The organism is Brevibacterium aurantiacum (assembly GCF_007558825.1).
Taxonomy (GTDB): Bacteria; Actinomycetota; Actinomycetes; order Actinomycetales; family Brevibacteriaceae; genus Brevibacterium; species Brevibacterium aurantiacum_A.
The window spans coordinates 29,460-54,308 of record NZ_VLTK01000014.1; the positions used below are offsets into that span (position 1 = coordinate 29,460).

The 24,849-nt window shown below is 61.8% G+C and carries 23 protein-coding genes; 9 read left to right on the top strand and 14 right to left on the bottom strand.

Annotated features, from left to right (window positions below):
* Window positions 1-2 precede the first annotated feature (2 nt).
* Window positions 3-974, bottom strand: coding sequence for a tripartite tricarboxylate transporter substrate binding protein (locus tag FO013_RS18665; protein ID WP_143924071.1), 972 nt, complete (start codon window positions 972-974; stop codon window positions 3-5).
* Between the two features lie 83 nt (window positions 975-1,057).
* Window positions 1,058-1,786: a GntR family transcriptional regulator gene (locus FO013_RS18670; RefSeq protein ID WP_143924072.1), complete on the bottom strand. Its 729-nt coding sequence runs from the start codon at window positions 1,784-1,786 to the stop codon at window positions 1,058-1,060.
* 130 nt (window positions 1,787-1,916) lie between these two features.
* On the opposite strand from FO013_RS18670, the gene FO013_RS18675 reads away from it, so the two are divergent.
* Window positions 1,917-3,122: a CaiB/BaiF CoA transferase family protein gene (locus tag FO013_RS18675; RefSeq protein ID WP_143924073.1), complete on the top strand. Its 1,206-nt coding sequence runs from the start codon at window positions 1,917-1,919 to the stop codon at window positions 3,120-3,122.
* 25 nt (window positions 3,123-3,147) lie between these two features.
* Window positions 3,148-3,942: an enoyl-CoA hydratase/isomerase family protein gene (locus tag FO013_RS18680; protein ID WP_143924074.1), complete on the top strand. Its 795-nt coding sequence runs from the start codon at window positions 3,148-3,150 to the stop codon at window positions 3,940-3,942.
* A 1,209-nt stretch (window positions 3,943-5,151) separates the two neighbouring features.
* Here FO013_RS18680 and FO013_RS18685 read toward each other — a convergent pair.
* The 10 genes from FO013_RS18685 to FO013_RS18730 all read right to left on the bottom strand — a co-directional run bounded on the left by FO013_RS18685 (window position 5,152) and on the right by FO013_RS18730 (window position 13,009).
* Window positions 5,152-5,364 (bottom strand): hypothetical protein, encoded by a 213-nt coding sequence (locus tag FO013_RS18685; protein ID WP_143924075.1) that lies wholly within the window; start codon window positions 5,362-5,364, stop codon window positions 5,152-5,154.
* A 31-nt stretch (window positions 5,365-5,395) separates the two neighbouring features.
* The gene (locus FO013_RS18690) at window positions 5,396-5,806 is read right to left on the bottom strand and encodes a hypothetical protein (RefSeq protein ID WP_143924076.1); all 411 of its coding nucleotides are present in this window, start codon (window positions 5,804-5,806) and stop codon (window positions 5,396-5,398) included.
* A gap of 178 nt (window positions 5,807-5,984) precedes the next feature.
* Complete coding sequence (locus FO013_RS18695) at window positions 5,985-6,434, bottom strand: hypothetical protein (protein WP_143924077.1); 450 nt, start codon at window positions 6,432-6,434, stop codon at window positions 5,985-5,987.
* 66 nt (window positions 6,435-6,500) lie between these two features.
* Window positions 6,501-7,391: an NAD(P)-dependent oxidoreductase gene (locus FO013_RS18700; RefSeq protein ID WP_143924078.1), complete on the bottom strand. Its 891-nt coding sequence runs from the start codon at window positions 7,389-7,391 to the stop codon at window positions 6,501-6,503.
* 39 nt (window positions 7,392-7,430) lie between these two features.
* A complete protein-coding gene (locus FO013_RS18705; protein WP_143924079.1) occupies window positions 7,431-8,240 on the bottom strand; it encodes an SDR family NAD(P)-dependent oxidoreductase in 810 nt (269 codons plus the stop codon).
* Window positions 8,237-9,181 carry a sugar phosphate isomerase/epimerase family protein gene (locus FO013_RS18710; protein ID WP_143924080.1) on the bottom strand — a complete coding sequence of 315 codons (945 nt, stop codon included), beginning with the start codon at window positions 9,179-9,181 and terminating at the stop codon, window positions 8,237-8,239. The genes FO013_RS18705 and FO013_RS18710 overlap by 4 nt, the downstream gene beginning before the upstream one ends.
* Window positions 9,178-9,951 carry a GntR family transcriptional regulator gene (locus tag FO013_RS18715; protein WP_143924081.1) on the bottom strand — a complete coding sequence of 258 codons (774 nt, stop codon included), beginning with the start codon at window positions 9,949-9,951 and terminating at the stop codon, window positions 9,178-9,180. The genes FO013_RS18710 and FO013_RS18715 overlap by 4 nt, the downstream gene beginning before the upstream one ends.
* Window positions 9,948-10,769 (bottom strand): triose-phosphate isomerase family protein, encoded by an 822-nt coding sequence (locus tag FO013_RS18720; protein ID WP_143924082.1) that lies wholly within the window; start codon window positions 10,767-10,769, stop codon window positions 9,948-9,950. Before FO013_RS18720 ends, FO013_RS18715 begins: the two co-directional genes overlap by 4 nt.
* 3 nt (window positions 10,770-10,772) lie before the next feature.
* A complete protein-coding gene (locus tag FO013_RS18725) occupies window positions 10,773-11,228 on the bottom strand; it encodes a ribose-5-phosphate isomerase (RefSeq protein WP_143924083.1) in 456 nt (151 codons plus the stop codon).
* Window positions 11,225-13,009 carry a dihydroxyacetone kinase family protein gene (locus FO013_RS18730; protein ID WP_143924084.1) on the bottom strand — a complete coding sequence of 595 codons (1,785 nt, stop codon included), beginning with the start codon at window positions 13,007-13,009 and terminating at the stop codon, window positions 11,225-11,227. Before FO013_RS18730 ends, FO013_RS18725 begins: the two co-directional genes overlap by 4 nt.
* Window positions 13,010-13,289: 280 nt before the next feature.
* Between FO013_RS18730 and FO013_RS18735 the strand changes: the two genes are divergently transcribed.
* Genes FO013_RS18735 through FO013_RS22985 form a run of 3 tightly spaced genes read left to right on the top strand, consistent with a single transcriptional unit; the run spans window position 13,290 to window position 16,055 of the window.
* Window positions 13,290-14,525 carry an aromatic amino acid transport family protein gene (locus FO013_RS18735; protein ID WP_143924085.1) on the top strand — a complete coding sequence of 412 codons (1,236 nt, stop codon included), beginning with the start codon at window positions 13,290-13,292 and terminating at the stop codon, window positions 14,523-14,525.
* Entirely contained in the window at window positions 14,417-15,412 is a 996-nt protein-coding gene (locus tag FO013_RS18740; protein WP_186293204.1) for an acetamidase/formamidase family protein, read from the top strand. The genes FO013_RS18735 and FO013_RS18740 overlap by 109 nt, the downstream gene beginning before the upstream one ends.
* A gap of 19 nt (window positions 15,413-15,431) precedes the next feature.
* Entirely contained in the window at window positions 15,432-16,055 is a 624-nt protein-coding gene (locus FO013_RS22985) for a response regulator (protein WP_143924087.1), read from the top strand.
* 156 nt (window positions 16,056-16,211) lie between these two features.
* On the opposite strand, the gene FO013_RS18750 is transcribed toward FO013_RS22985, so the two are convergent.
* Together FO013_RS18750 and FO013_RS18755 are read right to left on the bottom strand one after the other, a co-directional pair.
* A complete protein-coding gene (locus tag FO013_RS18750; RefSeq protein WP_143924088.1) occupies window positions 16,212-18,188 on the bottom strand; it encodes a hydantoinase B/oxoprolinase family protein in 1,977 nt (658 codons plus the stop codon).
* Window positions 18,189-18,198: 10 nt separating this feature from the next.
* Window positions 18,199-20,286: a hydantoinase/oxoprolinase family protein gene (locus tag FO013_RS18755; RefSeq protein ID WP_222103678.1), complete on the bottom strand. Its 2,088-nt coding sequence runs from the start codon at window positions 20,284-20,286 to the stop codon at window positions 18,199-18,201.
* Between the two features lie 162 nt (window positions 20,287-20,448).
* On the opposite strand from FO013_RS18755, the gene FO013_RS18760 reads away from it, so the two are divergent.
* The 4 genes from FO013_RS18760 (at window position 20,449) to FO013_RS18775 (ending at window position 24,794) form a co-directional block, all read left to right on the top strand.
* The gene (locus FO013_RS18760) at window positions 20,449-21,588 is read left to right on the top strand and encodes a PucR family transcriptional regulator (protein WP_186293205.1); all 1,140 of its coding nucleotides are present in this window, start codon (window positions 20,449-20,451) and stop codon (window positions 21,586-21,588) included.
* 119 nt (window positions 21,589-21,707) lie between these two features.
* Window positions 21,708-21,929 carry a type 2 periplasmic-binding domain-containing protein gene (locus tag FO013_RS18765; RefSeq protein WP_143924091.1) on the top strand — a complete coding sequence of 74 codons (222 nt, stop codon included), beginning with the start codon at window positions 21,708-21,710 and terminating at the stop codon, window positions 21,927-21,929.
* Window positions 21,930-22,022: 93 nt separating this feature from the next.
* Window positions 22,023-24,332: an MMPL family transporter gene (locus FO013_RS18770; RefSeq protein ID WP_143924092.1), complete on the top strand. Its 2,310-nt coding sequence runs from the start codon at window positions 22,023-22,025 to the stop codon at window positions 24,330-24,332.
* Between the two features lie 69 nt (window positions 24,333-24,401).
* Window positions 24,402-24,794 carry a GNAT family N-acetyltransferase gene (locus FO013_RS18775; RefSeq protein ID WP_143924093.1) on the top strand — a complete coding sequence of 131 codons (393 nt, stop codon included), beginning with the start codon at window positions 24,402-24,404 and terminating at the stop codon, window positions 24,792-24,794.
* Window positions 24,795-24,849: the final 55 nt, after the last annotated feature.

Here is a 24,849-nt window from a genome sequence, read left to right on the forward strand (position 1 = left end):
GATCATTTCCCGATCGCTTCCCGAAGCTCTTTGTCGTTCTCGCCGAGGTAGGTGGCGAAGTCATCGCCGTAGGCGGCGTTGGGCTGCATCATGTTGTCTTCGATGTAGGTCTTGTATGCGTCCGACTTCTCGAATTCCTTCGCCTTCTTGATCCAGTACTCCTTCGCCTCCTCGGGAATGTCTCCGGGAGCGATGACACCACGGAATTGGGCGAAGGCGACGTCGATGCCCTGTTCCTTCGCCGTCGGAATATCCTTGAGCTCCGGATATTCGTAGCGTTCATCGGCCGCGGCGCACAGAGGTTTGAGGTCCCCCGACTCCAACTGGCCGGAGACCTCGCCCGGGTTGACTGAGATCGCCTCGACCTGGCCGCCGAGAGCCGCGGTGATGGCCTCGGCTCCGGACTCGAAGGGCACTCGATCGAATTTCGCCTTGGTGGCCTTCTCCATCAGGGTGAACGTGATGTTGTCGAGACCAGTGGCCCCGGAGATGGCGACGACGGTGCGGTCCTTCTTGGCCTTGTCCGTGAGATCTGAACAGGTCTTCAGAGGGGAGTCCGCCTTGGTGACGATGAGGGTGTAGTCATCTCCGAGCTTCATGATCGGAGTGAAGCTCTCGTGGGTGAACTCCACATCCTGTGTTGCCGGCAGAGCGAGCATCGCCGTCTCCGTGGCAAGGAGGTAGTTCGGATCGCCGCTGCGCCCGAGGAACTCCGAATAGCCGACGGCGCCCGAGCCGCCATCGATGTTCTGAACCGTGATGGTCTTGTCGGTGGCTTCCTCCAGCCCCGAGGCGGTGGCACGGCCGGCGATATCGCTTCCGCCGCCAGCGGCGAAGGGCACGATCATCGTGACATTGCCCTTCGGCTCGAATTCTCCGCCGGCAGTATCTCCCGAGGCTTGGCCGCAGGCGCTGAGGCCCAATGCGAGAGCGCCGGTCACGGCCGCAGTGGTGAGCAGTTTCTTCGAATGCATTTCCATCTCCCTTGACAGAATTTTCTGTGGTGCCCGATATTGTGTTGCTGATGTTGCAGTCGGCTGGTGTCAGCGTCGACAGCTCAATTGGTCGCAGACAGCGAAGCGCGTACCTCCTCGAGCCAACGATCGGATTCCGGGGTGGCTCCGTCGAGCTGGTCGACGGTGTCGACGAGGAACGACAGGTTTCCGTGGTCGTCGAATTCGCGTTCGATCTCATCGGGGTCGCGACGAAGGATGACGTCGAGCATGCGCGCATGCCTGGCGACGTTGCCGTCGAGATCCTCGATCTCCCGCCTGGCCTGGTTGTTCATCGCCATGCACATCTGCAGCTGCATCGCCATCGCTCGGTAGGTCGATTCGATCCTCGCGTGGCCGGCCAGGCCGACGACCGCATAATGGAATTCGAACCCGGCCGCGACCATGTCGCCTTCGGTGCCGGATTCGGCGATCACCTCCATCGTGCGCAGCGTCTCGCGGCAGCGTTCGACCCTGTCCGGAGCGAGCTCGGGCAGCGTCAGACTCATGGCCATTCGTTCGAGTTCACGGCGCAGGGTGGCGATCTCGAAGACATCGTGTTGGGAGATCGACATGATCCTCACGCCCTTGCGCGGCACGTGCTCGACGAGACCGGTGTGCGCGAGTTCTTTGAGTGCTTCACGCAGCGGAGGGCGTGAGATGCCCAGTTCCTCGCACAGGCGCTCCTCCACGAGTCGTTCTCCCGGCATGTAGTTTCCTGCCAGGATCGTCCCTTCGAGTGCTTGCCTGGCCAATGTCGCCAAACTGGGTTGAGATGCGATGAGAGTGACCACTTCCGGTTAGATCCTCTTTTGTATACAGTAGTGTGAAGACTGTAACGCGGATCACACCAGCAAATCAATGCTTTGTCCAAGGTTGGGCACGTGATTCCTACAGGATCGATGAATATCAGAGGAGGATCTCATGGATGAAACCGAATCCGGCTCGACTGGTGGTGGCGAAGGGCCCCTCTCCGGGGTGACCGTTCTTGAACTCGGAGTGTTCATGGCCGGACCGTTCGCCACGATGCAGCTGGCCGACCTCGGTGCACGGGTGATCAAGATTGAAAACCCGACCGGCGGTGATCAGACGCGCAGCACAGGGCCCTTCATCAACGGAGAGAGCGCCCCATACATGCTCATCAACCGGAACAAGGAATCAATCACTCTCGATCTCAAGAGCGAGGTCGGGCAGGAAGCCTTCATGCGACTGGCGGAGACGGCCGACGTCGTGGTGGAGAACATGCGGCCCGGAGTCATGCAGCGCCTCGGTGTCGCCTACGAGAACGTCCGTGAGCGCAACCCCGGGATCATCTACGCCTCGGCATCGGGGTGGGGCCAGGACGGTCCTCTGGCGAAATTGGCCGGGCTCGACATCATGGCCCAGGCCCGCAGCGGGCTGATGAGCATCACCGGTCAGCCCGACTCGCCACCGGCCAAGGTGGGTGTGCCCATCTGCGATCTCACCTCGGCGATGTATGTGGCGCTTGCCCTCACCTCGGCGCTCTATGAACGCAACCGATCAGGGGAGGGCCAGTACATCGACGTCTCGCTCTTCGAAAGCGGAGTCTCATACGCAGTGTGGGAGGCGGCGGGATACTTCGTCGATGGAAAGGTGGGCCGGCCGAACGGTTCCGCACACCAGAACCAAGCACCCTATCAGGCGGTCCACTCAGCCGATGGGTACGTGACCATCGGTGCGAACACTCCTCGAAACTGGGTGAGGTTCTGTCAGGGCCTCGGCCTGGCGGAACTGCTCGACGACGAACGCTTCCAAGAGTCCTATGACAGGCTGACTCACAGAGACGAGCTCATCGATCTCATCGAAGAGAAGACGAAGACGATGACGACCGACGAGGTCGTCGAAGTCCTCAACGAGGCGGGGGTGCCCTGCGCACCGATCAGCGACTATTCGCAGGTATTCACGGATGAGCACCTGGCCAGCCGTGACTTCTTCTGGGACTCTGAGCACCCGGTGGCCGGCACCGTTCGGCAGATCGGCTCTCCGATGCGATTGTCACGGACACCGGCCAGGCGAGGACCTGCCGGCCCTTCTCTCGGTGCCGACAACTCGATTCTCGATGAACTCGGGTTCTCAGAAGCCGAGCTGGTGGAACTGAAGTCACAATGAGATGCGAACAGGGAAAGGCGCGACAATGACCGAAGCAGCAGATGCAGAGGCGAAGACAGACGACCTGATCGTCGAGCGCGAGGACGGCGTCCTCACCGTCACCTTCAACAGGCCCGAGGCGCGCAACGCGATGACCTGGGACATGTACATGGGTCTCGCCGAGGCGTGTGAAACGGCCGATGGAGACGAGTCCATCCGCGTCATGGTGCTGCGCGGAGCGGGTGGGAAGGCCTTCGTCGCCGGAACGGACATCGCACAGTTCACCGAGTTCGACGGCCCCGCAGGCGTCGCGTACGAAAAGCGCATCTCCGAGGTGCTCGCTCGACTGCGAGCCGTGAACGTCCCGGTCATCGCGGCGATCGACGGCTACTGTGTCGGCGGAGGGCTTGGCATCGCAGCCTGTGCCGACGTGCGCATCGCCTCACCGCGGGCACGCTTCGGGGTGCCGATCGCACGGACCCTCGGCAACTGTCTGTCCGGGGACACCCTGAGCTTGCTCATCGAGCTGCTCGGCCGTGCCCGCGTGGTCGACATGCTGCTGCGCGCCCGGTTCATCGAATCCGATGAGGCCCTGACCGCAGGGTTCGTCGGACTCGTGACCGAGGACATCGCCGAGGCGACCGCAGAGTGGGCGAATACCCTCAAAGGGCACGCACCGCTGACGATGTGGTCGGTCAAGGAAGTCGTGCGCAGGCTCTCGGATGCTGGCGGTTCAGTTGACGATGAGGACATCGTCGAGCGAATCTATGGTTCGGAGGACTTCCACAGTGCCGTGCACGCGTTCATCGATAAGACTCCATACGAATGGCGCGGGCGATGAGTCGATTCCGGATAATTCCGAGGCGGCATCGAAAACACTACTATCCGGTAGGTGGCCGAGTGGAGGGGCATGACTTTTGACCTGGGGAAACATCACTGATTAAATCAAGGTGCCTTCACAAAAGTGAAGCGTCTTTACGAAAGGAAAATCATGATCAACCTCAATCTCCCAGATATCCTTAACGCCATCCTCGGGGCACTCGGCCTCGCCTGATCCGATCACGGATCCCTGCGACCGCAACGGTCGCAACGAAGGCTTCTTCTCATTTGAGAAGAAGCCTTTGTCGTCCGTGCAGGGCACCGGCTTGTGGTGGGACGCGACGGAGCAAACCTGTACGGGACTAAACCCCACGCTCTCGACGCACTACAAAGTGTTTGCCGGGGCCGCCATAACGCCCGGCCGACTTAGGTTCGGAAATTCCCATATCAACCATTGCTTGGCATGCCTCTACGTGCACTTTGCTGACTGGAGCTGTTGCACGAAATTCTCCTCTGAGCTTATCCGGGAGATACTTATCCCGGCGCCGAGTATCTCACACTGCCGGCCGCGTTTCTGATCAGTTGCGGTCACTTGTGCGTAGCAAATCTACTGTCCGAATAACGTGTCAGCTTGGTTCTCGGACTGGAAAGCACATGTGTCCAATTATCGAAACTGCAACCCGCTTAACAGCACTTCTTCGTAGTCGGGTTCAGGTGCCAGACGGGTATACCCAATAGACAGTCACACCTTAGGGCGTCAGGCGACTGAGCGAGACTAGGCCGCGGGCCGTTCAGCTTTGGGCGTTCTGTCCGTCACCGGACGTGCCTGGCCGCCTCGCTCATGACTCGTGTTTTGAGTACCTGCGTCGGGCAGGGCTCGACACCGGCGAGCTTGAACGCGCCGATGTCAGGCGTAGGAGCGGGTGGGCTCGGTTTTTGCGGTTCATGTTCCCGAATATGGCTCAGCCGAGAATGGAAGGTCTCGCCGGCCGACAACATTGAGGAAGTGGGTAGAGTGCCGTCATGGAAACCACTTGGGGGCAGTATCCGACTGGATCGCTACTGTAGGAACCGCAGCAACATTCTTGTGGGCTGTATTCCCGTACCGGCGGACGCCGGTGGGAACGCTACGACAGCCGCCCGGTTCATAAACTACCCAGACGGTCGGGTCAAAGCCCACGCATAAGCGGTCACCATGTTGACCGCTTATGCGTGGATTGTCTCTTATTCTCTAGAAGTCTGGTTCGTCGAATCCGGCGTTCAGACGCTCCAGGTCAGTGGCTACACGGACGGTTCTTGCATCGACTACATAGGGGTTGCCGTTCGCATCATCGATGTGAGCTTGCCCCTGGCTGTCGTACATCGACAGGACGCCAATCACCAACCCTTTTTTAAGAACACGTGCCTTCATTTTGGCGCTGACGCCGTTGGCTACTGCTGCCACTATGTCGCCTTCGCCTGGCCTGTCTAGAGGTTCAGCATTTGCTGGCACTGATATGTCCCCTTCCCCAGTAGGCAGTAATCATGCCAATCTTTTTGTTGGTGGAGTAAATGACGCGCATGGTGCGCTTTTCCTTCTTCTTACCGACAGCGTAGTGCGAGCGGTAGATCCTCTTGGTTCCCTTAGTGTACTTGGGGCCGTTCAGGGCGCGCTTCCACTGCTTCTGAGCAGCTCTGGTCAGCTCATGGTTGAATTTGCGGCCGTGTGTGCCACCTCGCTTGATATGCGTGTAGCCCCAGTTCTTCGTTCCGTAACGAAGAATTGCCGTTTTCCCCTTTATTTTGGCCGACCACATAACAGTGGATGACTTAGGTTTAGCCTCGACAGGCTGGATGTCGGCCGATAGCCCGACACCGGTGAAGAGGATGGCGCAAGCTGCCAGCATTGCTATGAATCTGTATGCGCGGTTTCGCGAAGTCGTAGGGGTCACTAGGCCCAGGCCAATGGTCAACTTTGTCATTTGGTTTTTTCCGAAGATTGCAGTGGGTGCAACGAGACTATGGCTTGAATCAGTCGAGCACATCACACGAACAGATGAGATTGTGGGCGAACGGAAAAATAGGTCAGAGAATGGCGAGTTCCGCATGTGCTGGGATAGTGTTCGGGCGGCCATCGGCCGCCTTGGTGGGTGAGGGCCGCGTAGCGGGTCCTGGTGGAGTTCCTGTCTCGTGGGCGCGTGCAGGGAATTCCTTATAGCCATTTACGGTGTGAGGGGTGCCACTTACATCCACAACGAGTTCGTCAACTGGTTGCGTGAGTGCGTAGCCTGAGACGTCGTTGAGGAAGGCGTCGTCGCCTTTCCATCCTGCGACCAGCTTGGCTGAAGCGCTGCGTTTGGCGGTGACTCGGCCGATCAAGCCGGCCTCGTGGAAGCCGACTGTCGCGCGAGACATGCCTTTGCGCTTCGAAATCATGGCCCATGTGAGTGTGCTCGTCGTCAGTGTCTTCCCGCCGGCGTTGAGGCCGATGACACCGGCAAGACGGCGGCGGTAGTCGTGCCCGTCTGAACGCATGTCGAGACTTCAGCAGGGAAGGCCCGAGCGACCGTGTGGGCGCACTGCTGCGGCTGTGGGCGCCCCTCACACCTCGTAGGTCCGCATCACCTGCGAGTCGTCGCGGCGGAGGTGGCCCAGTTCTGCTGCCTCGCCGAATTTCCGGGCCGCCACGGGGAGCAGGGCGAGATCGATGTCGAGATCTTCGGCCACCTCGGCGACGATGGCAGTGTCCTTGACGAGGATGCCGACGGCGCTGGCCACCTCGACGTCAACACCTTGGAGCATCCGGGGGCCGCGATCACCGAGCATCCACGAGTTCGCGGCACCGGCGGTCATGGCCTCGAGGACCTTTGCCTGGTCTAGTCCGAGCCGCTCGGCCAGCGACAGTGCCTCGGCGGCGGCCACGACGTGGACTGAACACAGCAGCTGATTCACCGTTTTGAACGACTGCCCGTCTCCGATTCTCTCGCCGCAGTCGATGATCGTTCCGAGGGATTCGAGAACCGTCCGGCGCGACTCGAGCACCTCCGGTGGGCCTGAGGCGAGCATCCGCAGGGTCCCCGCCAGAACACCGGCAATGCCCCCGGTGACGGGAACGTCGAGGACGCCGATGCCACGCTCTTCGGCGCGTTCTGCTGCAGCTCGCACCGCGTCGGGGCCCACGGTACTCATGATGATGAGCACCGCTTCCGGGGACATGAGTGAGAGCAATCCGGGAGACCCGGTCTGCTCGTCCCCATCGAGTGCCTGCTTGAGCTGATTGCCGTCAGCCACCATGACGATGACCGTGCCTGCTGAGTCTGCAGACAGCGGTCGCTCCTCGGTCGGCAGTCCCTCCGCAGCGGCACGTTCCCGGGGCCCCGGGAACGGGTCGACGCCCGTGACATGGAATCCTGCCTGCTGCAGTCGCAGGGCCATGGGCAGGCCGATGGCCCCGATGCCGACGAACGTGATGTGATCTGTGCTGACGGTCATGGATCCTCCATTGGATCGGTTTGATGTGAGCGTGGGAAATCAGTGGAAGTAGAGCCCGCCATTGATGCTCAGGGTCTGGCCCGTGATGTGTCCGGCGCCTTCGCTGATGAGGAATTCGACGGTGGCAGAGACATCTTCGGGCACAGAGATTCGTCCCAGAGCGGTCGCGGCACCCATCGCCTCGCGGCGTTCGTCATCGAGCGGGCCGCCCATGATGTCGGTGTCGACAGGGCCAGGGGACACGGAGTTCGCGGTGACCCCGTAGGGGCCGAGTTCCAGGGCGACTCCGCGCATGAGGCCGACGATCCCGGCTTTGGCCGCGGCGTAGGCGGTCTTGGAGAATGTTCCACCACCCTTCTGCGCCGTGACCGAGGACAGGCCGATGATGCGGCCCAAGCCGTTGTTCGCCATGATGCGTCCGAAGGCCTGAGTGACGAGATGGGTCGAGGTGAGGTTGTTCGTCATCACCCGAGCCCACTCCTCGTCGGTGATCTCGAAGTAGGTCGTCGAGGAGGAGACTCCGGCGAAGTTCGCCAGCGCAACGATCTGGGGCAGGCCCGCTTCGAAGGCGGCCGCCGCCTCTGCGATCTCCGCTGATCGAGTCACGTCCACGCCCATGCCGAGGGCGGCCACTCCATATTCTTCGGTGATCTCTGCGACAAGTTCCTGCGCTTCCTCGGTGCGGCGGGCTATGAGCCCGAGGTTCCAGCCGGTCCGTGCCAAGCGGTGCGCGGTATGGCGGCCGATTCCGTTGACGCTGCCGACACCGGTGAGGACCGCGGTGCGATCGGCAGGGAAAGCCGGTCCCAGGGAGATCGATGACTGGGAGCCAGGAGAAGAGGGTGTCATGGGCCGGTCGTGCCTTTCGTTGATGGGGCGGTGGAGAGGAGCCCTGCGAGGTAGGTTCTGTTCTCTGCGCAGACGCCGAGGCTGTCGCCCCCGTACTGTTCCATGAGGAAGGGGCCGTTGAAGCCGAGCTCCACGGCGCGAGTGACCATTGCGCGGTAGTTGATGAGTCCGTCGCGCATCGTCGTCGGATGGGAGGTGAACCAGGAGCCGTCAGCGGCCTCGTCGCGCTGGTAGTTCTTCATGTGCCAGTAGTTCGCGTAGGGCAGTGTCAGTTCGTGCATCTCCTGCCAGTCATCGATGGGGCGGTGCAGGCGGATGAGGTTGCCGATGTCGGGATTGAGGCCGACGTTGTCGAGTCCGATCTCCTCGATGAGACGGACAGCGGATTCGGCGGTGCCCAGGTACGTGTCCTCGTACATCTCTAAGGACATCGGCAGGCCCACCTCGGCGGCGTGCCGGCCCAACTCCCGCAGGCGTCGGACGGCCAGGGCGCGGACCTCGGGGTCGGTGGGGTCGGTCCAGCCTTTCGCCGTCCAGAACCACAGGGCCTCGCGTTGGGCCTGGGAGAAGGGCTGATGGAGTCCGGTGGAGAAGACCTGACAGCCGAGTTCTGCGGCCGCATCAATCGTTCGATGCGCGTAGTCGAGGTTGGCCTCCCCGCGCTCGGGGTCGATGATCGACTGGCGTTGGACATGGATGGAGGTGAGCTCGACCCCCGCCGAGGCGGCAAGATCTTTGAGGAGTCCGCGACGTTCAGGTGAGAGATCGGCGGGACGGATATGACTGTCGGCGATCTCGAGGGCCGTGAACCCGAGACCCGTCAGAGTCGAGAAGATTCCGGCCCACGTCTGCGGGGCAGCCTCCTGGAGCGGCAGGCCGTTGGAATCGGTGGGGGAGAAGCCGTGCATGCAGCAGGCGATGGTGTGATGGGTGGGGCTCATGGGTCCTCGTGGTTCTCTTGGGTGGGAGTTTGAGGGTCTTCGACGAGCGCGCGGTGAGCGACCATCCTGATGTGGTGGCGCATGGCCGCCTCGGGTGCAGTCGGGTCCGGTGAGGCGAAGGCCTCGATGATGGCGTGATGTTCGGCCAGAGCTTCGTTGACGTCGGTGATGCCATGGGGCAGGGCCTGTCGCAGGCGGTGAACCTGTGCCCCCAGGTCCTGCGACATCTTGACGAGGTAGCGGTTGCCGCAGTGCTCGAGGATGCTGTCGTGGAAGTCCCGGTCGCGGGCGAAGTACTCCTGAGCTGCGCTCACCTGGATCCGGCGCGCCTCTTCGGGACTCTCTGCCGCCTCGTTGCCCTGCTCCGCCGTCTCCCGCACCCGGTCACCGGCCTTCTCATGCTCGGAGTGGGCGGCTGCCAATGCTCTGAGCAGTTCGTCATCGGCCGGTGTGGCCAGTCGTGTCGCCGCGGTTTCCACCGTTTCTCGGGCAATGAAGAGTTCTTGCAGCTGTCCGCGTTCCAGAGGAGGTGAGACGCGGTAGCCGCGCAGGGCCTCGCGGACGACGAGGCCGGTGCGTTCGAGGTCGACGAGTGCTTCACGCACGGGGGTGGGAGAGACATTGAGCTGTCTGGCCAATCCGTCGATGGACACTCTTTCGCCTGGGGAGATCTCTCCGGTGAGAAGGATTTCGAGGATGTGTTCGTAGACGAGGTCGCGGAGTCCGCGACGTTCGATGTCTGCGCGGGGGATCGGAGGCTGTGCATTCATGATTTCAGCATAATGACATCGGCGAGTTCATCGAGGATCCTCGGCACTGAATCGGGGTCATGGGCGAAGCGGCCGAGGAAGAGTCCGTCGACGCTGGGGCCGAGGCGGGTGAGGAGGCCGGGTCCCGCGCTTCCCCCGTAGATGAGGCGGAAGTCGAGACTGGGAAAGTGGGTGCGAGTGCGGGCACGCACCGCTTCGCAGACGGCGATGATGTAATCCGGGGCGGCTGGCTGCTGCGCACCGATCGCCCACATCGGCTCATAGGCGATGACGACGCCGCTCTGGGGTGGCAGGTCACCAGCCGTTGTGGGCAGGGCCGAGCGGATCTGGGCGGTCACCTCGGCGGCGGCAGATTCCGGTGTACCGGCGGATTTCTCTCCCACACACAGGACTGGGAACAATCGGTGGCGCAGTGCGGCGGCGATCTTCGCGCGGACGATGTCATCGGTCTCATGGAAGTGGCGACGACGTTCGGCATGACCCACTTCGACGTAGCGGCAGCCGAGTTCGGCAAGTACCGCTCCGGAGACTTCCCCGGTCCATGCACCGGCATCCTCGGCGGACAGGTTCTGGGCTCCGATCTGCAGCGGCCCGGGTACGTCGAGACAAGCGGGGATCGACGGAAACTGGGGGAGGAGGGCCAGTCCTGCCGCCCCCGACGTTACTGCCGGGTGGGCGTGCGTGAGTTCGGTGACCCTGTGGGCCCAGTCCACTGTCTGCACGTGGGACATGTACATCTTCAGGCTGATACCGATGAGCCGGTCCGGAAGAGCGGGTGACGGTGGCGAAGAGCGTGCGAGCGAGGAGGTGTCAGGCATGGATCAGCGGGACTCGTAGGCGCTGATCTGTGCCACTTTGTCATTTGAGGCGCTCGCCGGATCGAAGGTGTAGCCGATCCATTCCCGGGCCAGACGACGGGCGAGTTCGAGGCCGATGACGCGTTGGCCCATGCAGAGGATCTGGGCATCGTTGGACAGGACCGAGCGTTCGACGCTGAACGAGTCGTGTGCGGTGGCGGCTCGGATGCCCTTGACCTTGTTCGCTGCGATCGCGACACCGAGCCCGGTGCCGCAGATGAGTATCGCGCGATCGGCGTCACCTCGGGCGACCATCTCAGCTGCGGTGGTCGCGATGGAGGGATAGAAGGTGTGCGACTCGGAGTCGACTCCGACGTCGACCACCGAGGTGATGCGTGCGTCATCTCCGAGGTCGGACTTGATGATCTCTTTGTAGTCGAATCCCGCATCGTCGGATCCGACGACCACTCGCAGGGTCATGATCGCGCTGCCTTTCGCTCGGTGGGTGTAGGTAGGGGTGTGTCGGAGGTGAACTGTTCAGCGATCGCCGAGGCGATCATCGCCAGGGAGATCGCGCCGGGATCCGGCGTGCCCACACTGCGATCACCGTGGGAGCGGGCCCGGCCGCGCATCGCGACGAGGTCTGCAGTGGATTGGGCCGCCTGAGTCGCTGCGTGCGCGGCACACGTGGTCGCCCGGGCGAGAACCAGCGGCGAGGAGTCGTCGCCCGAGGAGCTGACGGTACGGGAGAACTCGGTGGCGAAGGGGACGAGTGCATCGAGAAGTGTCTTCTCGCCGACCTCGACTCCGCCGAACATGCGAACTTTATCGACTGCGGCATCGATGGCAGCAGCCATCGAAGTGGGAGTTGGGCGGGAGTCGCCAGCGAACCCTGCCGCAAGTGTGCCGATGATCCGTCCCCAAATCGCTCCGGAGGTGCCTCCGCCGACGTCGGCCCAGGCTTCACCGGCTGAGGCCAGCACCGCCTCGGCACCGTGGCCGGCGGCCGTTGCGTCAGCTGCGGCGCGTGCTGCCGCCTTCGATCCGCGCTGCATTCCGATTCCGTGGTCGCCGTCTCCGGCAACGCTGTCCAGGCGACCGAGTTCTCCGGCAGCGTCATCGAGGACTGCGGCGATTCGAGTGAAGGCGGCGGAGGCTTCTCTGCCCAGCTGCTGTGAAGCTGCCGAGGCGGCAGCCGGTGCTGCGGTGTTCACCTGTTCCTGTGGGAGCTCCTGTCCGGCGAGGCCTGTCGGCACATGCGCGGTCCCGAGTTCGCCGCGGGTGAACGCGGCCGATGAGCAGGGAGCGTTCCACAGCGGTTCGAGTTCATCGTCAAGCCACAGGAGAGTCAGTGAGAGGCCGGCCATGTCGAAGCTCGTGCAGAATTCTCCGACCTCCGGATCGACGAGCTCGTAGCCGGCGGTGCGCAGCAGGGGGTCGATGAGCCCGTAGAGAAGGTAGAGCTCTTCGTATTTGACCGTTCCCAGGCCATTGAGGATGGGAACAACTCGCTTCGACTGATCGGGTGCCTCGGCGAGGAGTCGTGAGACGAGAAGCTCGGCCAGCTGGATTGCGCTGGGGAGGGGGACCTCGTCGATTCCCGGTTCTCCATGGATACCCAACCCGATGGCCATCTGCCCGTCTGGCACTGTGAACAGAGGCTCATCGGCCCCGGGAAGGGTGCAGCCGGAGAACGCGACCCCGATCGATCGGGTGTGATCGTTCGCCGATGACGCCAATCGTTCGACTTCGGCGATATCGAGGCCCGCCTCGGCGGCAGCCCCGGCGACCTTGAAGACGACGAGGTCACCGGCGATGCCGCGACGTTTCTCGATCTCTCCGCTGGGGGCGCTGAAGATGTCGTCGGTGACGACGACGGTGCGCGCATCGATGCCTTCGGCCCGCAGCTGTTCCTGGGCCTGGTCGAAGTTGAGGACGTCTCCGGCGTAGTTGCCGTAACTGAAGAGGACGCCCCGGCCCTGGTCACAGGCGCGGGCCACGGACATGATCTGCTTCGTCGACGGCGAGGCGAAGACGTTGCCCATGGCGGTGCCGTGGGCCAGTCCCGGGCCGACGAGTCCAGAGAAGGCAGGGAAGTGGCCGCTGCCGCCTCCGACGACGAGCGAGACCGTCGGCTCAACTGCTGCGGTGGAGCGCACGACTCCGCCGTTGACGGCTCGCACCCAACGGGACGAGGCGAGCGCAAAACCTCGCGACATGTCGGAGACGAAGTCATTCGGGTCATTGAATAATCGGGTCACGAGTTCCCCTTCGAACTGATTCCTATTTCATAGATCCTATAGGATTTGCCCGAATTCGACCAGAGGGTTGCGAAAAGTTGGAGGTGGCGGGTTCTTCATTCCAGTTGCTCGTGAACTCAATCTCCTCCCTCAGGTAGGAAGAAGGACGTGGCGTCGAACACATAGAGTGGAGAACTGATAAAGCAACGATGCTTGACCCTGATGAGCAGAAAGCTGCGGAGAGCACCGTCACCTCGGCGTGATCTCTCGCCCTGAATCGGACCGCCGGAGGAGCTTGGTAATGAGTGAGACGTTTGACCAACCCAGACAGAATGTGAATATTCGCAAGAGCGAAACGATCACCTTTTGGCAGGGTGTCTCAATCATCGTCGGCGCGAATATCGGTGCGGGAATTCTCAGCCTTCCGTACGGGGCGAAGAACGGCGGGTTCTTCGCTCTTCTTGTGGCGCTCCTGGTGGCAGGCTTCTTGACCACAGCCTCGATGCTCTACGTGGCGGAGATTGCCCTGCGCACGAAAGAACCTCTGCAGCTGTCAGGGCTGGCAGAGAAGTATCTTGGGCAGGCCGGATCCTGGCTGATCTTCGCCGGTGTCGTGATCAACGGTTTGGGTGCGCTCATCGCCTATACCTCGGGCAGCGGCAATGTTCTCGCCGACCTTCTGGGGATACCGGTAACCGTCGGCAGCTTCCTGTTCTTCATCCCGGGTCTCGTTGTCGTGTGGTTCGGGCTCAAGGCGACGGGGCGATCTGAGCAGGGGCTGTCGATCGCGATGATAGCGCTGATCCTCTTCTTGTGTGCCTGGACGTTCATCGGGCCGGGGATCCACCTCGAGCATCTGACATATGTGCACCCCTTCTTCATCATTCCGATCGTGAACCTGGCGGTGTTCTCGTTCATCGCTCAGTACACTGTTCCGGAATTGGCGCGTGGCTTGGCTGAGACGAATCCGCAGGGTCTTCCACGAGCAGTCATCGTCGGCATGGGGATCACAGGATTCCTTCTGGCGATCGTCCCATTGGCGGCACTGGGAATGCTGGGACCAGACAGCATCACCGAAGTGGTCACAATCGGGTGGGGCCAGAGTCTGGGGCAGGTTGCCTATGTGCTCTCAAACGTCTTCGCTCTGTTGGCGATGATGACGTCATTCTGGGCAATCGCCCTGACCTTGATGACGAACATCTTCGACCGTTTCAAATGGCCGGCGGAGAACGCCAACGGGTACCGCATCGCCGCATTGGCTCTTGTCGCAATCCCACCGTTTCTGGTCGGTGTATTCCATCTCACCGGATTCGTTGCGGCGCTTGGTTATGCGGGAGGGTTCGCCGGAGCCATCATGTCCGTAGTTCCCGTGCTCATGTTGCATCGTGCACGCAGATTCGGTGACCAGGAACCCGCATGGACAGCCGGGTGGATCGCACATCCGCTGATACAGGCGCTGCTCATCATCGTCTTCGGTTTGGCATTCATCTACTCACTGTTGAATGCGGTCGGTCTGATTCCCGATGGGTGGGCCTGATGCTGAGGATTCCAAACACAGAATCATCGTCGGCGTTATCGGGCATCAACAATGTGGTGGCAACGGTTGCGACTGGCCAATCCTTTGTTCTGGAGACATTTGACTGCTACGCAGGACAGATCGATTCGGAGCGGGTTCTGCGGCCGGATGTCGACATGGCCAAGTTCAATCGGGCCACAGGCCCTGTCGCGGTTGAAGGAGTTCAGGCCGGCGACTGGATCTTGATCAAAATCGAACGTGTGAGTGTCGGTCGATGGGGCGTCATGGCTCTGTCCCCGGGGTTGGGCATTCTGGGCGACAAGATCGAACAGGCCAGCTCACGGATCGTGCCAGTTGATGATGGGCGGGCATGGATCACGGACACACTGGCGGTGGAGATTTCACCAATGGTCGGCGTCCTCGGAGTCGCGCCTCGGGTCGGAGAGATCAATACCGAGTTGCCTGGAGTCCACGGTGGCAATCTCGATACTCGTACGTTGAGGCCCGGCAGCGGGCTTCTGCTTCAGGCGCAGCATGACGGGGGCCTTGTGTCTGCCGGTGATCTGCATGCAGCACAAGGTGATGGAGAACTCGGCGGAACTGGCATCGAGATCTCGGGGGAGATCCAACTGAGCATCCGTAACGTCGACCACGAAGGACATCTGCCTGTGGTGATCCATTCTGCAGGAATGAGTGTGCTCTCCAGTGCAGAGGACATACACGAAGCCGTTCGGACGGGTTTCGAAGAAGCGGTTGACCTCATGCGGCTGTGGCATGAACTGGGATGGGATGATGCCTATCGTTTGACCAGCATTGTCTCCAACGCCGAAATCAGCCAACTGGTCAATCCACTTCACACTGCACGCATCACCATTCCGTCGGAGTGGTGCCCAATGGAATTCGGGTGAGTAGAACGGACAGCCAGGAATGACGAGCATTGCGGTGCTGATTGTCGAAGACCACCCCATCGTCAGCCTTGGTCTGACTACCGTTGTTTCGGCCCAAGAAGATATGAGTGTTGCCGGACAAGCCGCCCGGACTGAAGAAGTCTTCGAGCAGTTGTCGACGCTAGCGGTTGATCTCGTGATTATTCCCCTTCGCTTCGAAGGAGAGAACAAGGGGCTCGAGATCTGCCGTGAGATCAAGGCGATGCCACGGGCGACGAAGGTGCTGATGTACACCTCGTTCACGTCTCCGAGCGAGGCAACTCTCGCATTTCTATCCGGTGCCGACAGCTTTCTTACGAAGAATCAATCCCAAGCAAGCCTGCTGGAGACCATCAGATCGACAGCGGTGGGCAAAAAGGTGTGGATCACTGGACTGGATTCTGATACCACAGCGCGTGACCTCGATGACCGGATCAATTCGTCATTGCTCACCAAACGTGAATCGGAAGTTGTTGGATTCGTGTTGCAGCGATTCAGCAATGCCGAGATAGCTCGCGAACTCTATATCAGCGTCACTACGGTGAAGTCTCACGTATCCAATGCGTTTCAGAAGTTGGGTCTGCGCAATAGGCGTGAGCTCTTTGCACATGAGGATGACTCTTAGCGGGATTCCTTCACGGGTTGTTGGCGGAAGGGCCGTCCCACAACCGACCACGGTACGCCAGAACGCATCCCGCGACAGGTCCCAGTGTCGCGGGATGCTTGTCTGAGGTTCAGGCGCCTCCGATGTGCAGCCCCAGTGAGCTCGACCCGGAGTGCCTCACTTCCAATGTGCCGCCGAACGTTTCCGCATACTGTCACGGAACTGGCCGGTCGACTTCTCCAGCAGTTCCCCGGTGCCCCAATCGAGAACGACCCCGTGTTTCCGGACGACGTCGTGAACGGTGATGTCTCCGTTGCGATAACAGTGGGCCACCTCGGCAGGGTCGGCATCGAGCCAAGACGCGCGTTCGGAACGGATCTGCGCACGCATCTTCGTCGTCGCGGCCTCGTCGACCTCGTATTCATCGAGTTCAGCATCGATCTCGGTGATGACGACGCCGTAGTCCTTGCCAGCTCGGTCGATGGAGACGTAGCCGTCGATGACGTCCTCGAGCACCTCGGCACTGGGGCGTTCGAGCGGATCCCCGAACCCGCCGCCACCGGCGCTCGGCCTCTCGAACGTGTCGCCAGGGCTGATAGAGACGTTCGAGAACGTTGCGCCCAGGTATTTCGAATCGTCCGAAGAGGGATTGAGCCATACACCGTGCGGGATCGATGGGAGCCCGCCGTTGATGCCCCAAGTCGTGGAGCGACCGCGGTCGCAGCAGTAACTCATCACAGCACCGGCAGCATCAGTGAGGATCCCGCCCTTGTTGACGCCGCAGCCGCCGCGGAACCTTCCAGGTCCACCTGAGTCCATGTTGATCGAATGCTGTGTGGTGATGACGGGTGTCAGGCGTTCCTGCCCTTCGACCGGTTGCACCGCGAGCCCGGTACCAAACACCGGCGAGGTCGCCGATGAGCCGTCTTTCGTGGATCGTCCTCCCCAGCCGCCTGCCATCCAGTCGTACCACATGAAATACGGCTTCGATTTTGTTCGCCCATCATGGCCTCCCACCAGGAGATATTCGAGGTTGAAGGCACAAGCCATGGCCCTTTCAGGCATGATATGGGACCAAAGTTCGAAGATAGCGTTCATCACCTTCTCATAGGGGCCCGAACAGAATCCGGTCACCGCGTGCGGCCAACCAGCGTTGACGACGGTGCCCTCCTCGCCGATTTCTGCCGTGACGGCCTCATAGAACCCGGAATTGAGTGGGACGTCGGGGAAGAAGGTCTTCGTTCCGGCGTAGATTGCCGAATAGGTGGTTCCGTATCCGGAGTTGAGGAAGATTGAGACCGCATCGGCGGCTCCGGTCAGGTCGTAGTGGATGCCTTCGCCATCAAGGGTGAGCTTGACGCGAATCGGTATAAGCCCCTCCCCTTTGGCAGGGTCGCCATCGAGGTAGTCGACCGTCTCCCATTCTCCGCGTGGAAGGTCGCCGAGGCTGGCGAGCACAGTCCGGCAGACGTAGTCCTGCGTTTCCTGCATGGCATCGAGAACTGTGTCCTTCGAGTACTTGTCCACAAGACGGAGCACTTCGCGTTCGCACACCGCAGTGGCCTCGGCCTGGGCGTTGAGATCGCCGAGTGCCTGATCAGGAGCCCGAGTATTCGATACGAGCAGCTGCGCCACATCATGGAGGAACCGGCCTTTGCGCCACACTCGCAGGGGAGTGATTCGCAATCCCTCCCCGAAGTGTTCACTGGCAGAGACGTCGAAGGAGCCAGGCACCGACCCTCCGATGTCGGCCCAATGCCCCTTGTTCTGAGCGAACCCGATGATCTCGTCCTCGGCGAAGATGGGGCGGATGAAGCTGACATCGTTGAAGTGGGTGCCGCCCCGATAGGGGTCATTGATGAGGAAGACGTCGCCCGGGTTGATGTCGTCGCCGAATTCCTCCATCACTGCCTTGCACTGGAAATGAAGGGTGCCGACGTGCACCGCGATATCCGCGCTGCCCTGCATCACTGTGTTGCCGTATCTGTCGCACAGAGCAGAGGAGAAATCGCGCGAGTAGATGACGAAGGAGTAGCAGGTGCGCAGAATCTGCTCGCTCATCAGGTCGACGCTGGTGGCGAAGGCGTTCTTGAGTACCTCGAAGGTGACCGGGTCGAGAGTGGTTGCGGTTTTCGCAGAAGCGATCGTGGTCATTGTTCTCTCCTCATTTCACTGACTGCGGCGAATCGGCCGCAGTCGCAGCTAGGGCAGGTTCGCTGGTGGCGGAGTCCACCGCGATGCGAATGTTGAACCATTCGTCAATCACAGCGGAGGAGTCCGGTGGGATGACTGTCGTCGAATCGATCTGATTGAGGATCGCCGGCCCGATGAATGCGGCGCCGGAAGGCAGATTCTCGCGCTGATAGACGGGAGTGGAATGCCACTTGCCTTCGAAGTACACCTCGCGAACCTCGAGCGGCTCACCTGGATCACCCGTGCCGATGGGCGATGGGCGGAAGCTCGGCTTGGGAGTCTTGCCCAACGCCTTGAGATGGAGTTGGTAGATCTCGACGGGAGTTTCGTCCTGCCGGAACGCATACTGTTTCTCGTGCTCTTCGTGGAAAAGCTGCACAGCCTCCCGCAGAGCGTTGGGTCCATCACCCATCTTGACCTGCAAGGACCGCCATTGTCCCTGGTAGCGCATGGAGATGCCGCGCTCGAATACACCGTCGGATTCGGCGACTTTCTCGTGCCGCAGCCGTTCCTGGCCCTCGAGCTCGAGTTCTTTGAAATGCTGTTCCACGGCCTCAGAATCTGCCGAATCGGCGGCTCCGGTGAACATCTGGGAGAGATCGTGCTGAATATCGACCAAGAGACATCCCAGCGCGGAGGTGACACCCGGATTCGGTGGCACGACGACCGTGGGAATGTTCAGCTCTTTCGCAACATCCACCCCGTGCAGTGCCCCGGCGCCCCCGAAGGCAATGAGGGCGAAGTCGCGAGGGTCGAGTCCGCGCCTGATGGAGACGAGCCGGACAGCGTCGGCCATATTGGCGTTGGCCACCTTGATGATCGAATCCGCCGCAGCATCGACTCCTAGATTGAGGGGGCTGGCGACCTTCGCCTCGATCGCATCTTTGGCGCAAGCTCTGTCCAGGGTCATTTCGCCATCGGCCAAGTCGGTGCCCAGGCGTCCCATCCACAGATTTGCGTCGGTGTTCGTCGGTTCGGCACCACCTCGGCGATAGCAGGCCGGTCCGGGATCTGCTCCGGCAGATTGCGGACCATTGCGCAATGATCCAGCGATGTCGATGTGGGCTAGCGAACCACCACCCGCACCGATTGTGAGGACCTCGATGCTGGGGAAGACGATCGGGTGCCCGTACTCGACCTCCCAGTCGTTGGTCACTCGCAGCTCGCCTTCGGCGACGAGTGAGATGTCGGTCGAGGTTCCGCCCATGTCGAGGCCGACGGCATTGGCGTAGCCGCACTGTTCGGCCACGTGCTGAGCGGCGATGGCTCCGGCGGCGATGCCGGAGGCAGCCAAGCGCACGGGGAATCGTTTGACCATTTCGGAGGTCATCGATCCGCCACCTGAGTGGAGGAGGAGCAGCTCTCCGGAATAGCCGTCCTTGGTGAGGTTGCTGTCGAGTTCTTCGACGTATCCGGAGACCAGGGGGCCGAGCACCGCATTGGCGACCGTGGTGTTGAAGCGGTTGTGCTCGAAGATCTCCGGCAGGATCTCCGCCGAAGTGGAGATGTTCGCGCCAGGAAGCTCCTCGGTGAGAATCTCCCTAATACGGACCTCGTGCGCGGCGTTGGCGTAGGAGTTGATGAAGCAGATTGCCACGGTGTCGACACCGCGCTTCTTCAGCAGGCGCCCGACCCGGCGGGCTTCATCCTCGTCGAGAGTGGTGACGACATTGCCCGCATAGTCGATGCGCTCGGGGACTTCGAAGCGGTCGCGGCGCCGAATGTAGGGGCCGGACACATCGGAATAGGCATCCCACAGGTCATCTTTCGTGCCGTCGCGGATTTCAATGACATCGCGAAAGCCCGTGGTTGTCACCATTGCAGCTTTGGGGAATTTACGAGTGATGAGAGCGTTCGTGGCAACGGTGGTTCCATGAGAGAACAGCTCGACGTCGCCGAGGTTGATGTTGGCTCTTCTGACTCCGTTGAGAACAGCTTGCATGGGATTGTCTGGGGTGGACGGTACTTTCGTCACCCGCATGGACTGGGAGGATTCGTCGAATATGCAGATATCGGTGAAGGTGCCGCCAACGTCGACGGCGACTCGCAGATCGGCCACGGGATCTCCTTTGATTGTGATCTGCATAACATCATGGGCTGGTCGAAGACGCCGGGTCAATGGAGGAATCGAAGGATAGATCCGCTGATATTGTGGAAAACACAAAAGCGATGCAACGGGGCTGGTGAGCTGACCGTCGGTGCAGAGAGGCCAGGGGAAGCGATGGCGAGATCACGGGAGTGGGTCTTCGGCGAGCTGTTGGCGTCACTTGGCACTGCGGACCCTCTGGAATCGGTGCTTCGGCGAGCGGCGAAAATCTGCAGGGGTTCGGGCCTGGTCGTCAATGAACTCGGCGAAGTCACCCGGTCGGTCGGGTCGGCTCCCAGCCGCCTCATCTCGGATTGGGTTCTCTCCGCGGATCTGGCCGATACCGCGCAGACTCAGATCGGCCGGTGGATTGTGCGGGCGCGTGCGGTACGGATCAGGCAGCGCGACCATGTGATTGTCATTGCCGTTCACGAGGAGTTCGAGGCCGGTGGGGCTGCTCGTGAGTCGGGCCGCCCTGGCAGCGGCGCTGGAGCCGATGTGGCACTCGTCTTCGACACAATGACGAAGATCCTGCAGGCATTCGAAGGCTTCGAATCATTCTCGATCAGCACGCGCCGAGAAGAATCCGCGCGACTGATGCGCGACCTTGAGGCGGGGGTGTCACCCGGTAATGAACCCGCACGGTGGAGGTCACTGGAGAAGTTCGGATTCGCACCTTATCAGCCCGTGCGCATCGTGCGGGCAAGGGCGGACACAGGAACATCGAGCGCTGCTCAGCAATCTCCGACCTTGACGCAGGGGATCGTCGCCAGTGACACCGGCTACACCACCTCCGCGGTCGAACATACCGCGCTATGTGCCGAGGACTTCGCTGTCGAGGACTACTTCGCCGTGGAAATCATCGGCGCTGGGGTCTCCGAGCCGTTCACTGCGCTCAGCCAAGTCCCTGAGATGTTGAGATCGGCAGATGTGGCGCTTGGGGCCGCAGGCCCTGGGGAGTTCGTCTATGTCGACTCCATGCGCCCGGTGGTCTGGGCGGCGGCGCGGATGAGTTCGCGCTTCGATCAGCTCATCGTCCAGCGCTACCTCGACAGGATCTCCCGCAATCCTGATTCCTGGATGACCCTGACCACATACATCGACTGCGGTGCGAACGTCGCCGAGGCGGCTCGTCGGCTGCAGGTCCACGAGAACACTGTTCGGTACCGGTTGACTCAGATCGAAGGCATTCTCGGATCTCGACTCGGGGACCCGAGAGTCATGGCCGATGTCGTCATCGCGCTGGAGTGTCGGCGGCTGGGTGCGGGTGAGTGAGCGGTCACCGGTGCGGGCGGTGGGCCAGGAACCTCTCCAGCGCGCGATCGGATAGGTTCGACAACTACTCCTTCTACGACGAGTCCGACGGAATGCACCTCGTTGATCACTATCTTGCGATGTCGGATGACATTGAGGTTCTCTTCGGGCCGTGGATCGTCCGGCAGAAATTGGATCATTTCTGGGTAGTGAACGTTGCCATCCACCAGAAGAATAGTCAGGTGTGGGGTTCAACCTTGGATGACCTCATCATCGATATCGTTCCCACGACAACGCCGGCTCTTGAAGCCGCGGTTTACGATCTCAGCTATCTGGAAGACGGAAGTGGACGGTCTCATTGAGAACAATTGGATCCGTCAGATCCTCAAGAACTTCGTGCAGGCCCACGGGCTGTGAACGTCGAGGTGAAGCGTCTACTGACGTAGTCTGAGACTATGCCCCGTCACCTCCTCACCAGCACCCCTCCGAAGCCGACCCCAGGCTCGATCCAGTCCCCAGCCGACACAGACCCCAGTGCAGGCAAAACCCACACCACCCGCGTCCCCGCGCGCCGCTCACTCATCGCGCTCTTCGCCGTCCTCCTCGTCGCATGGGTGGCCATCGCGGGAGTCGGCGGGCCCTACTTCGGCAAAATCTCCGAGGTGGCCACGAACGATCGGTCCTCGTTCCTGCCTGAATCGGCTGAGTCGACGAAGGCCCAGGCGCTCATCGATGAGTTCAGCGACCTGGACTATGTTCCGGCCATCGTCGTGCTCGAGAACAAGGACGGGGTCAGCGACAGCGACCGTCGCGATCTCGCGGACCTGACCGCGACGCTCGAGGATAAGGAGCTGCTCGCAGCCGATGCCTCACCGATCATCCCCTCCGAGGACGGTGATGCCCTTGAGCTCATCCTCCCGGTCTCCACGGACACCACGGCCGACGACGTTGAGCAGATCCGCTCGACCATCGCTGGGACCTTCCCGATCGCAGCTGCAGCAGCTGGCGTCAACGGTGAGACCACCGACGCCACCACCTCGGCGGATGTCTACGTCACCGGTCCCGGAGGTTTCTCAGCTGATCTCTCTGAGGCGTTCGCCGGCATCGACGGCATCCTTTTGCTCGTCGCGCTGATCGCGGTCTTCGTCATCCTCATCATCGTCTACCGCTCACCGCTGCTTCCGGTCATCGTGCTCTTCACCTCGGTGGCGGCGCTCTCAGCCTCGATCTTCGTCATCTGGCACCTCGCCGATGCCGGGATCCTCCTCATCAACGGCCAGGTTCAGGGCATTCTCTTCATCCTCGTCGTCGGCGCGACCACGGACTACTCCCTCCTCGTCGTCGCCCGGTTCCGCGATGCGCTGCTGACCGAACGTGATCGCGTGAGAGCCGGACTCAAGGCGATCAAAGGCGTCCTCGAGCCGATCGCAGCGTCGGGTGGCACGGTCATCGCCGGACTCCTCGTCCTCCTGCTCACCGACCTGGCCTCGACGCGGGCCCTGGGCCCTGTGGCGGCTATCGGCATCCTCGTGGCGATGTGTGCGGCACTGACATTCCTGCCTGCCGCCCTCATCGTCATCGGCCGTGCCGTCTTCTGGCCCTTCCTCCCGAAGGTCCGCACGGAGACGACCGCTGCACCGAAGAAGGGCTTGTGGAACCGGATCGCCGAGGTGGTCGCCCGGCGTCCGCGCACAATCTGGATCGTTCTCGTCGTCCTCCTCGCCCTGCCGCTGCTGGCCTTCCCGCAGTTCAAGGCCTCCGGAGTGGCGCAGAGCGACTTCGTTCTCGGCGAGTCCGAAGCTCGCGACGGCCAGGACGTCCTGGCCGAGCATTTCCCCGGTGGCTCAGGTTCGCCGACACAGATCGTCGTAGCGGAGGACCAGCTCAAGGATGCGGCGAAAGCCGTCAGCAGCCTCGGCGGGGTTGAGTCGATGACTGTCGTCGCCAACGACTCCCCGAGTGGGTCCGTTGCCATCGACGACGAGGGAGCTCTCCAGGCACCGCGCGGCGGCGGAGGTCCCGCGGGTGCGGGTGCGCCGCCGGCATCCCCACCGGCACCCACTGAGGTCGACGGTCAGGTCCTGCTCGAGGTCACCCTGTCTGATCCTGCCGATTCCCTCGCGGCCGAGGACACCGTCACCTCGATCCGTGACGCCGTCCATGATGTCGACGCCGAGGCGCTTGTCGGCGGGGAGACGGCGGTCGACCTCGACACGAACACCACCGCCGAGGCGGACCGGGCCCTGGCGATCCCGCTCATCCTTCTCGTCATCACCGTCATCCTCATCCTGCTGCTCAGGTCGCTGCTGGCTCCTCTGCTGCTCGTGGCGCTGACCGTCCTGTCCTTCGGCACGGCGCTCGGGGTCTCCGCTCTGGTGTTCAACCACATCATCGGCTTCTCCGGGGCTGACCCATCGGTGCCGCTATACGCGTTCGTGTTCCTTGTGGCGCTGGGCATCGACTACAACATCTTCCTCATGTCCCGAGTTCGTGAGGAATCTCTGCGGTTCGGCACCCACAAGGGCGTGCTGTCCGGGCTCGTGGCCACCGGTGGGGTGATCACCTCGGCGGGGATAGTCCTCGCGGCGACGTTCGCCGCTCTCGCGGTCATCCCGGTGATGTTCCTGTTCCAACTGGCCTTCATCGTCACCTTCGGCGTCCTCCTCGACGCCATCCTCGTACGCTCACTCGTCGTCCCGGCCCTCGTCCACGACATCGGCCGAAGAGTATGGTGGCCGTGGCGCAAGCGGATTCCCGTCGACTGAGCGCAGGGGATGGGCAAAGCCGTCGAGAAAGCGCACAATGGAAGTGATGCCGATCGAGGAGGCTGGAGCATGTCTGAAACAGTGCAGGATGCCACCGGTGCCAGGGTGAGCGTTGAACTCGACGAAGAAGCCTCGGCGTTTGTGGTCACGGTCGATACCGGAGCAGTGGCAGGAAGAGCCCACTACCTCACCGGTCCCGGACCAGGTGCCGAAGCCGGTGCTGGACCCGAGTGGATCATGTATCACACGGAAGTCGGTGAGGAGTTCGCAGGACGGGGCCTGGCGAAGATCCTCGTCTCCCACGCGCTCAAGGACAGCAGCGACAGAGGCATCAGGGTAGTGCCGGTCTGCCCGCTGTTCGCCAAACGTCTGAAGGAGCACGGCAACGACTTCCTCGCCATCGGCGGCCGATTCCGCTGGGCCACCGAAGACGACGTGGAGTTCGTGAAGCACCACGTCTGAAGCGCCGTCGACAGGCCGTGTCGGCCCAGAGGTACGGGTCTGTCAGCGAGTCCTG